General features: G+C 68.5%; 13 protein-coding genes. 2 read left to right on the forward strand and 11 right to left on the reverse strand.

Annotated elements, in window-relative coordinates; translation table 11 throughout:
- Positions 1–841, forward strand: an 841-nt coding sequence (locus tag U9977_RS09305) for a transcriptional regulator (protein ID WP_322748801.1), incomplete at its 5' end; no start/stop codon positions are given.
- An 11-nt stretch (positions 842–852) separates the two neighbouring features.
- Here the strand turns inward: U9977_RS09305 and U9977_RS09310 are convergent.
- The 10 genes from U9977_RS09310 to U9977_RS09355 all read right to left on the reverse strand — a co-directional run bounded on the left by U9977_RS09310 (position 853) and on the right by U9977_RS09355 (position 8,278).
- Positions 853–1,722, reverse strand: a complete 870-nt coding sequence (locus tag U9977_RS09310; RefSeq protein ID WP_416210534.1) for a menaquinone biosynthetic enzyme MqnA/MqnD family protein — start codon at positions 1,720–1,722, stop codon at positions 853–855.
- A gap of 11 nt (positions 1,723–1,733) precedes the next feature.
- Positions 1,734–2,036 (reverse strand): hypothetical protein, encoded by a 303-nt coding sequence (locus tag U9977_RS09315; RefSeq protein WP_416210231.1) that lies wholly within the window; start codon positions 2,034–2,036, stop codon positions 1,734–1,736.
- A 63-nt stretch (positions 2,037–2,099) separates the two neighbouring features.
- A complete protein-coding gene (locus U9977_RS09320) occupies positions 2,100–2,417 on the reverse strand; it encodes a hypothetical protein (protein ID WP_322748803.1) in 318 nt (105 codons plus the stop codon).
- Between the two features lie 11 nt (positions 2,418–2,428).
- Positions 2,429–3,577: an aminofutalosine synthase MqnE gene (gene mqnE, locus U9977_RS09325; protein WP_322748804.1), complete on the reverse strand. Its 1,149-nt coding sequence runs from the start codon at positions 3,575–3,577 to the stop codon at positions 2,429–2,431.
- Positions 3,578–3,682: 105 nt separating this feature from the next.
- On the reverse strand, positions 3,683–3,964 hold the full coding sequence (locus U9977_RS09330; protein WP_322748805.1) for a hypothetical protein: 282 nt from the start codon (positions 3,962–3,964) through the stop codon (positions 3,683–3,685).
- Positions 3,965–4,092: 128 nt separating this feature from the next.
- Positions 4,093–4,425, reverse strand: a complete 333-nt coding sequence (locus U9977_RS09335; RefSeq protein ID WP_322748806.1) for a CopG family transcriptional regulator — start codon at positions 4,423–4,425, stop codon at positions 4,093–4,095.
- Between the two features lie 128 nt (positions 4,426–4,553).
- Positions 4,554–4,868 carry a hypothetical protein gene (locus U9977_RS09340; protein ID WP_322748807.1) on the reverse strand — a complete coding sequence of 105 codons (315 nt, stop codon included), beginning with the start codon at positions 4,866–4,868 and terminating at the stop codon, positions 4,554–4,556.
- Positions 4,869–5,068: 200 nt separating this feature from the next.
- Positions 5,069–5,764, reverse strand: coding sequence for a UbiX family flavin prenyltransferase (locus tag U9977_RS09345; RefSeq protein ID WP_322748813.1), 696 nt, complete (start codon positions 5,762–5,764; stop codon positions 5,069–5,071).
- A gap of 51 nt (positions 5,765–5,815) precedes the next feature.
- Positions 5,816–6,739: a menaquinone biosynthesis prenyltransferase MqnP gene (gene mqnP, locus U9977_RS09350; protein WP_322748808.1), complete on the reverse strand. Its 924-nt coding sequence runs from the start codon at positions 6,737–6,739 to the stop codon at positions 5,816–5,818.
- An 87-nt stretch (positions 6,740–6,826) separates the two neighbouring features.
- Positions 6,827–8,278, reverse strand: coding sequence for a menaquinone biosynthesis decarboxylase (locus tag U9977_RS09355; protein WP_322748809.1), 1,452 nt, complete (start codon positions 8,276–8,278; stop codon positions 6,827–6,829).
- Positions 8,279–8,322: 44 nt separating this feature from the next.
- Here U9977_RS09355 and U9977_RS09360 point away from each other — a divergent pair, with 44 nt between their 5' ends.
- A complete protein-coding gene (locus U9977_RS09360; RefSeq protein WP_322748810.1) occupies positions 8,323–8,883 on the forward strand; it encodes a PLD nuclease N-terminal domain-containing protein in 561 nt (186 codons plus the stop codon).
- Positions 8,884–8,901: 18 nt separating this feature from the next.
- Here U9977_RS09360 and ccsA read toward each other — a convergent pair.
- On the reverse strand, positions 8,902–9,164 hold a 263-nt coding region (gene ccsA, locus U9977_RS09365; protein ID WP_322748811.1), incomplete at its 5' end, for a cytochrome c biogenesis protein CcsA.

Raw genomic sequence — 9,164 nt, forward strand, 5'->3', positions numbered from 1 at the left:
CAGCCAGCTGGAACAGCCCAGCCGCGGTATACCCACACGACCGGTCCTCGCGGCCGTCGACGCGGCCCTGGCGGCGGACGGCGCTCTCGTGGCACTTCGGCTGGCCGCGATCGAAGCCCGCTCCGAACGAATGCAGCACGCTCCCAACCCGGAGGTCGAATCCCGCCGCAGGATCCGCCACCTGCTCGACCATCAGACCTCCGACCGAAAGCTGGACGTCCTCGACCAGCAGGTAGCGGAACTGATCAGATCCGCTGACCAGCTCACTCCCGCCGATATCACCGTCCGCGTGCAGGAGCAGCAGCGCTCTGCCGACATTCTCCTTCGAACCCGAATGCTTCCCCATCAGCAGTTCCGCCTTTTCATGATTGCGGGCCATCTCGCAGGTCTGCAGGCGATTGCCCTGCTGGACAACTATGAGTTCGAGAAGGCCAGCACCTGTTGCCTGGAGGCGGCCGTCTTCACTGAGCTAAGCGGCCATGAGGGACTGCGCACCTGGACCCTCGCGGTGAACAAGCTGATTGACACGGCTGTCCACTGCGCGGACACCGCCCCCGCCTTCCCTGCGCCGGACGAGTGCGCGGGCGAGGCCACCACGCCACGCCTTCGGATTGCCACCGGCACCGGCACCGGCACCGACGGTGGCGGTGGGGTTCGCGCGATCGACCCGTCAGCATCGAAGTCGGACTCAGAAGATCCACTGATCGCGCCGGGTGGCTCGTCGACGCCTCCGATACTCGTTGCCATGGTCAGACGCCGGGTCGCCCGGTTCGCACCGGCAACCACACCGAGGACACGTCCGCCCGCGGATCTCTCGCACAGATTTCGCCCGCCCGTGTAAGAGCGACGGCCCTACACGTCGGCGAAGACGATGCGGGCCCGCGGCGGGACGACCCCGCGCGCCGCGGCCCGTCCCGCGAACGCCATCAGACCCTCAAGCTGGCGATCTCCCAGGGAGAAGTCCAGGGTCGTGAAATAACGCGTCAGGGTGGCGGCGTCGAACGCCTCCCAGCGCGCCGCATGCCTGGCCACCGCGTCGAGCTGACGTAGCGCGAGGTCGAGGCTGCCGCGGAAGGCATCGTGAACCTCCTTGACCACACCCGGGTAGGCCTGGGCGAAGTCACGCCGCGCCGCCCAGACCGCGAACACCATCGGCAGCCCTGACCAGTTCCGCCACGCCGCCCCAAGATCGACCACATGGAGCGGATGGGCGCTCCCGGCCCGTTCGGCGTCGTGGACGGCGCGCAGCGCCACATCGCCGATCAAGACGGCGGCGTCGGCCTCGCGCAGCATGAGCGGCAGGTCCGGCGGCATCCTGGCGTAGGTCGGGGCCAACCCCAGTTCGTCCTCGAGCAGGATCTGTGCGAGCAGGACGCCGGTCCGCGACGTGGAACCCAACGCGACCGAGCGGATCCGCTCCAGCGGGACGGCGCTGATCAGCGCGACCGACAGGACGGGGCCGTCGGAGCCGACCGCGATGTTCGGCAACGCAATAAGATCATCCGCGTGCCGCAGGTACTCGACGAGACTGATCGGGCCGATGTCGAGGTCGCCGCGCACGAGTGCCTCGTTGAGCCGGTCAGGAGTGTCCTTGGTCAGCTCAACGTCCATGAGCGCGCCGGAGTGCACCAGCCCCCAGTAGAGCGGAAGGCAGTTGAGGAACTGGATGTGGCCGACCCGTGGCCGCACCAGCCTCGACCCACCCGCCGGCTCGCCGGTCAACGGATCACCGGTCAACGCAGCCAGCCGCGTCGTTCCTCAAGGGCGCCGAGCACCGCACGGCGCTGGCGAAGCGCCACCGGATAGCTCACGAGCCCACTGAGCACAAAGGCCGCGGCGAATGCCAGGAATCCGTTCACGCCCAGTAGTAGCACCACGGCGAGCACCGCACCAAAAATCACAGCTCGCAATGCGAAGTAGCGGGCGTTGATGGCAAGCAGGCCCGAGCCGGAGGGTGGCGCCGGTGGCGGCAGGCGCGACGGCCACCCGGGCAGCGACCGCCCCGCGCCGTCAGGTGTCCGTCTTCGAAGATCCACGGTATCCTCCCGATCCCTCGTTCCCTCGTCCCCGGACCGGACGACAGACCCCGGTCCGGCACCTCATCTCGGCCGACGGGTCCGACGCCGCACCCAGCCGAGGCGTTGCAACACAGACGGATACAGACCAAGACAGATGAACATCACCAACAGGCCGAGCAGACCGGCCGGGCCGATCGCCAGACCAGCCACCCTCGCCACGGCGTATGCGGCCACGCCCGGGACCAGAATCACCAGGAAGGCCAGCGTGAAGATCGAGCCGATACCGGCCGATCCCTTCGGTCTGGCCAGGCCCGCAGGCGCGCTCGACCGCGCCGCCTCAGTGTCCGAGGCGGCGCGGGTGTTCGAGGAGTTCGAGGTGGCCGGCCGGTCTGCTTCCATGTCGCGGGACCCTATGCACCGATCGGCTGCGGAAGATCCCGGCGAGCAGGGTCGGGCCCGTCGAACTCGCGGATCACCCGGTAGCGGGTGTTGCGTTCCACCGGCCGGAACCCGGCGTCCCTGATCACGGCGAGCAGGTCGTCGCGGGTCATCGTGGTGGGCGTCCCGAAACCGTCCGCGTCATGAGTGATCTTGTACTCGACAACCGACCCATCCAGGTCGTCCGCGCCGAAGTTCAGAGCAAGCTGGGCCGTGGTCAGGCCGTGCATCACCCAGAAGCACTTGATGTGATCGATGTTGTCGAACAGCAGCCGGGACACCGCGAACGTCTTCAGCGCCTCGGCACCGGTCGCCATCGGCTGGTTCATGAGTCGGTTGCGCGGATCACCGGCCGCGTCGTGCTGGAACCGCAACGGGATGAACACGACGAAGCCGCCGGTCTCGTCCTGCAGCTCGCGCAGTCGCAGCACGTGGTCGACCCGGTGCCGCGGCTGCTCGATGTGGCCGTAGAGCATGGTGCACGGCGTACGCAGGCCCTTGGAATGCGCGATGCGGTGGATACGCGACCAGTCCTCCCAGTGGGTTTCGTGGCCGACGATGTGCTGGCGGACCTCCCAGTCGAAGATCTCCGCGCCACCCCCGGTCAGCGACTCCAGACCGGCATCGATCAGCTCGTCCAGGATCTCGTCCGCGGGCAGGCCGCTGATCTTCTCGAACCAGTGGATCTCGGTGGCGGTGAACGCCTTCAGCGCCACTCCCGGCAGCGCCGTGGACAGCTCGCGCAGCGAACGCGGGTAGTAGCGCCACGGCAGGGTGGGATGCAGGCCGTTGACGATGTGCAGCTCGGTGATGCCGGCGGGCTCCATCTCCCTGGCCAGCCGCACCGCCTCCTCGATGCGCATCGTGTACGCCTCGGCCTCGCCGGGCTTGCGCTGGAAGGAGCAGTAGGCGCAGGACGCCGCGCACACGTTGGTGAGGTTCAGATGCCGGTTGACGTTGAAATACGTCGCATCGCCGTTCTTGCGGACGCGGACGGAGTGCGCAAGCTCCCCCAGCCAGGCCAGCTCGTCACTGGCGTAGAGGGCCTCGCCGTCGGCGCGGCTGAGCCGCTCGCCGCCGGCGACCTTGGCTTCGATCTCACGCTTGAACCCGGCGTCCATGAAGATGAGCGTAGTCCCGCCCGCTCGCGCAGCCGGCCACCACGTGACGCCCGGCACTGTGACCATCCACCCCGGGCGGTGCCGTCCGGCGACATCCGGTTGACGTCACACCTGCACGACCCGGATGTCGGGCCGTTCCCCCAGCAACCGTCCAAGATCACCAATATCGCTGGTCAGCACCAGCACCGGAGGCTCCGCGCGCAACGCGGTCATGGCAACCACCGCGTCCACCGTGTTGTTCATGTCCAGCGAACCGAGCAGCTCCCCGGCGAGGTGCCCGATCTCCGGGGTGACGGAATCAACCCGGAGACCGCCCAGCAGCTTGTGGACCTGCGCGTCCCTGCGATGACCCCGGAGTACCTCGGTGAGAATGATCGAAGTGGTCACGACGGCTCCACGTCGCCGCCGGGTCGAATCGAGCAGGGCACGTACGTAGGTCTGTCCGAGCGCCGCAGCTCGCAGCCCCTCTCCGTCAAGCACCACCGTGCCGCCAGAAGGAGCAGCTGCGGAGCCTTTCAGGCGCCGGGAGCGTCCGGCCACAGCGCGTCCGCGATCGATTGATCAACTTCTGTCAACGGACCATCGCGCTCGTCGAGTTCGCCGAGAAACCGTCCGAGGTTGCGATATTGCAGCTGCTGTCGGGCCGCCTCCGCGAGGAATCGACTCACTCCACGCGGGCCCGCTTCCTCTCGGATGGCCTTGGCAAGGTCGGACGGGAGGGTGACGGTGACGCGAACTGGATGATCTTCGGTGTGACGGGCCTCGGTGCCATGGCCGTCGGTGCCATCGCGGCCATGCCCGGTCGAGTGCGCGACGCCGGAGCGGCGCGGAAGAACGGGTGCGGTCATGAATCGAGTGTGACACCGCGAGCGACCCTCGACCCGCCACTCAGACCTGAGACACCACACAGACCACGCATATACGAAAAATACGACTACACCCTCATATTTGAACCGCTGTCGGAGCGACAGAATGGTCAGGAGCGGGGGTTGTCGGATGGGGCGGCGGGCTTGCCGACAGGACGCCCGGCGGCGCGCTCGGCGGCGCGGCGCTGCATCCGGCCCAACGGGTAGGTCAGCACACCTGCGATCACCAGACCGGACAACAGCGCCAGAACCGGATTCACGCCCAGGATGAGCAGGACGACCAGCACCATGACCAGTACCGCGATCCGCGCGGCAAAGTACGGCAACTGCACCCGAAGGTTCGGCGGGGTCGGATCGGGCGCAGTCCGGTCGGGCGCAGCCGGCTCGGGTGGGGAACGCCGGGCGGCGGGGACAGGGCGCGGCACCGAACCGTCGCCCGACCCGGCTGTCCGTTTCGCTCCGGCGGGCGGTCTGCCGGCGTTCGGTCTACCGGCGTTCGGTCTACCGGCGTTACGACGGGTCATCCCTGCCTCAATCCCGTGCCTCAAGCCCCAGCGTGGCATCAACTACCGCTGCCGTGGGTTCACGGTACGGCCCAGGTAGCAGGCGCCGTTGACGCGCACGGTCACGGGGACGGGCGGCGGGCGGCGCCGAGCTCGCCCGTCCAGCGGCGCAGGAGGTTGTTCGGCACGCCGGCAGCGTCCAGAACCTTGCCGGCCACGAAGTCCACGAGCGCCTGCGCGTCGGCCGCGCCCGCGTAGAAGCCGGGGCTCGCCGCCGCCACGACCGCGCCCGCCTCGTGCAGCGACAGCATGTGTAACAGCGTCGAGCGGGTGAAGGGCATCTCCCGCGGGACGACGACCAGCGTGCGTCGTTCCTTCAAGGTGACGTCGGCGGCGCGTTGCAGCAGGTCCTTGGACAGGCCCAGCGCGATGCCGGCCACCGCCGCTGTGCTCGCCGGAACGACGATCATCCCCCTCGTCAGGTAGGAACCGCTGCTCGGGCCGGCCGCGAGGTCACCGGGCGACCAGTGGCGGATCCAACCCTGCGCCGCCGCCCCCGACACACCGGCGGACGCGTCAACATCAATGTCAACGTCAACGTCAACGCCGAGCCAGCTGGCCAGCGACTGCGGCCAGGCGTTGTCCCGCCAGGCCAGGCCGGTCTCGTCGAGCAACGTGAGCCGGGCGGCCCGGGAGACGATCAGATCGATCGGCAGACCGGCGTCCAGCAGCCCGCGCAGCACCGATGCCGCGTACGGCGTGCCACTCGCGCCGCTGACGCCCACCACCCATGGTCGCCGCGGTTCGCCACCGTCCATGTCGGCCTCCAGCCACGCCCCGCCCACGCCACGCCCCACATCCCGCCCCGGTCACCAGGCCAGGCCACGCCCGGCCAGGTCGATGACGGCGAAGGCGAACAGGACGATACCGACGAAACCGTTCGCGGTGAGGAAGGCCCGGTTCACCCGCGACAGGTCGTCCGCGGACACGATCGCGTGCTCGTAACAGAACGCTGCCGCGGTCACGGCCAGACCCGCCCACCACCAGGCGCCGAAGTTCTCCATCAGCCCGAACATGACAAAGAGGGCGAACGTCAGGACATGGGTGACGATCGAGGCGGTCAACGCCGCCTGAACGCCGAAACGGGCCGGCACCGAACCCACGCCGATGCTGCGGTCGATCTCGGCGTCCTGGCAGGAATAGATCAGGTCGAAGCCGCCTATCCAGGCGCCGACCGCAACCCCGAGCACGACTCCCGCCCACGACCACCGGCCGGTGATGGCTATCCAGGCACCGATGGGCGCGACCGCCTGTGCCAGCGCAAGGACGGCATGCGGGAAGTTGGTGAACCGCTTGGAATAGGAGTAGACGACCAGTGGAATCACCGCGAGCGGCGCGAGCGCCAGACAGAGCCAGGACAGTGCCGCCGCGCAGGCGCAGAAGACCGCCAACGCGACGGCCGCACCAACGGTGGCTGTGCGCACCGAGACGACGCCGGTGACCAACTCGCGACCGGCCGTGCGGGGGTTACGTCCGTCGATCGTACGGTCGATGATCCGGTTGGTGGCCATCGCGAAGGTGCGGGCCGCGACCATCGCGACGGTCACCAGCCCGAGGTCCGACCAGTGCACCGAGCGGGAGACGTCAAAGGAGGCGGTGAGCGCGGCGACGTAGGCGAACGGCAGGGCGAACACCGAATGCTCGATCACCACCACCCGCAGGAAGGCGCGAACCGGGCCGTCGGGCGCCGGGGCCGGCCCCGACATCCCCGGCGCAACTACCGCTTCACTCACCAGCGATCAACTCCATCCACCGCACCGCCCATCGGAGACCGGAGACCGGAGACCGGAGACCGACAGCGTCCCGGCCATGGGCACCACTCACAGTCCGTACTTTTTCCAGCGCCGGGTGACCAGATCCCTGGTTGCCTGATCCATCACGGCCTCCGCGGGCCAACCGCCCTCGCGACGGTATCCCTCGGTCGCGAGCTTGCGGGTGGCGTCCACGCCGATCTTCCCGCCGAAGAACTGCTCATAGGACGCGTGGTCGAGGTGGTCGACCGGGCCGATCGTGGTCAGCAGGTCATGGGCGTAGTCGACGTTGCCGAACGCCCGCCAGGCCACCTCGGAGTAGTCGTGAACGTCACAGTCCGCGTCGACGACGACAACAAGCTTGGACAGTGACAGCAGCCCGGCGCCCCAGATCGCGTGCATGACCTTCTGCGCGTGCTTGGGATACCGCTTGTCGATCGAGACGATGGCGCAGTTGTGGAAGACGCCCTCGACCGGGAGGTCGTAGTCGACTATCTCCGGGATCATCATCCGGATCAGCGGGAGGAAGATCCGCTCTGTGGCCTTTCCGAGCGGCCCGTCCTCCTGCGGCGGGCGACCCACGACGATCGTCTGGAAGACCGGGTCACGCTGCATGGTCATCACGTCGACCCGAAGCGCGGGGAACGGTTCGACCGGCGTGTAGAAGCCCGTGTGGTCGCCGAACGGCCCCTCCGGACGCCGTTGCCCAGGCTCAAGCCAGCCCTCCAGCACGATCTGGGCGTTCGCGGGCACCCGCAGCGGAACGCTCAGGCAGTCGACCATCTCGACCCGCTCGCCCCGCAGGAACCCGGCGAACAGGTACTCGTCGATCTCCGCCGGTAGTGGAGCCGACGCCGCATAGGTTACCGCCGGATCGCAGCCGAACGCGATCGCGACCGGCAGCTTCTCACCACGGCGCTCCGCCACGGCATGGTGGGCGTTGGAGTCCTTGTGGATCTGCCAGTGCATGCCGACCGTCTGGGCGTCGTGCCGCTGCAGCCGGTACAGGCCCAGGTTGCGTTGGCCCGTCTCGGGATGCTTGGTGTGGGTGAGTCCGAGGTTGAGGAAGACACCGCCGTCCTCCGGCCAGGAATGCAGCCCGGGCAGCCGAAACAGGTCGACGTCCGAGCCCTTGAGCACGATGTCCTGGCAGGGGGCGGTGCGGACCGTGCGCGGTGGCACCGCACGCAGGGCCGCGACCTTGCCGAACACCTCGCGCAGCCCGGCGAACCCCACCGGCATCTCCGGCTTGAGCATGGCGGCGATCCGATCGCCGATCGCGTCGAGGCTGTCGGCTCCCAACGCCGCAGCCATCCGCTCCTGCGTCCCGAAGACGTTGATCGCCAATGGCATGTCGGCGCCGGTCGGCCGATCGAACAGCAACGCGGGTCCGCCCTCCCGGACAACCCGGGTGACGATCTCGGTGACCTCCAGGACCGGGTCGACCGGGACGCGGACGTGCCGCAGGTCACCGTGGCGCTCGAGGTGAGCGAGGAACGCGCGCAGATCCGCCCAGGCCATGGCCACCATCCTTGCAGCGGGCGGTGCGGGCAGGCGCATCATGGTTGGCGGTACCGTCGAACAACGACGGACATGGTGGACGGCAGACGGCCGGTACGGCACTGGCGGGTGATCAGCGCTTCGGTGCGGTCCCGACAGCCCGTACGGGCCCGGCGGATGGCGAGAGCAGGGAAAGGGGCGGCGGTACGGTGGTCGGCTTCGTACTGACGCTGGCACTTCTCGGATTCTGGATCTACGCGATTGTTGACGTGGCGCTGACCCCGGCAGCCTCGGTCCGCACGCTCCCCAAACTCGCGTGGATTGCGATCATCGTTCTGTTCGAGGTCGTCGGCGCCGTGGCATGGTTCCTGTTGGGCCGCCCACGCCGCGGCGCCGGTGCCGCGCAGAACAGTGACCACCCGGCGTGGGGCGGTCGCTCGCCCTGGACCGAACGCCCCGGTGCCCGCTGGGGTGAGCGCAACAGGGTCTCCACCGAGCGCAGGTTTCCCTGGGCCCGCCGAGGCCCGACGCCGCCACCGGTCGCCCCCGACGACAACCCCGAATTCCTGCGCGAGCTGTCCGAACGGATCCGCCGTGGGGACGGCGACGGCACGTCCCGGACCTGAAACCGACAGCCGCTGGTCTCAGTTGACCCCAGCGTATGAATGCAGGCCGGAAATCACCAGGTTCACCAGATAGTAATCGATAAACAACGCGCTGAAACCCAGCAGGGAGATCGCCGCTGCCCTGCTGCCTTTCCAACCCGCTGTGGCCCGCGCGTGCAGGTACGCGGCGTAAATCACCCAGGTGATGAACGACCAGGTCTCCTTCGGATCCCAGCCCCAGTAGCGGCCCCAGGCGGCCTCCGCCCAGATCGCCCCGGCAATGACCGCGAACGTCCAGATCG

The organism is Protofrankia sp. Cas8 (genome assembly GCF_963555845.1).
Taxonomy (GTDB): domain Bacteria; phylum Actinomycetota; class Actinomycetes; order Frankiales; family Frankiaceae; genus Protofrankia.

Bases quoted from the DNA above. Each gene is read 5' to 3' on its own strand.
- mqnE (WP_322748804.1), bottom strand. From the start codon at position 3,577: ATGGACGCCGGGTTCAAGCGTGAGATCGAAGCCAAGGTCGCCGGCGGC.
- U9977_RS09335 (WP_322748806.1), bottom strand. From the start codon at position 4,425: ATGACCGCACCCGTTCTTCCGCGCCGCTCCGGCGTCGCGCACTCGACC.
- U9977_RS09320 (WP_322748803.1), bottom strand. From the start codon at position 2,417: ATGGAAGCAGACCGGCCGGCCACCTCGAACTCCTCGAACACCCGCGCC.
- U9977_RS09355 (WP_322748809.1), bottom strand. From the start codon at position 8,278: ATGGCCTGGGCGGATCTGCGCGCGTTCCTCGCTCACCTCGAGCGCCAC.
- U9977_RS09345 (WP_322748813.1), bottom strand. From the start codon at position 5,764: ATGGACGGTGGCGAACCGCGGCGACCATGGGTGGTGGGCGTCAGCGGC.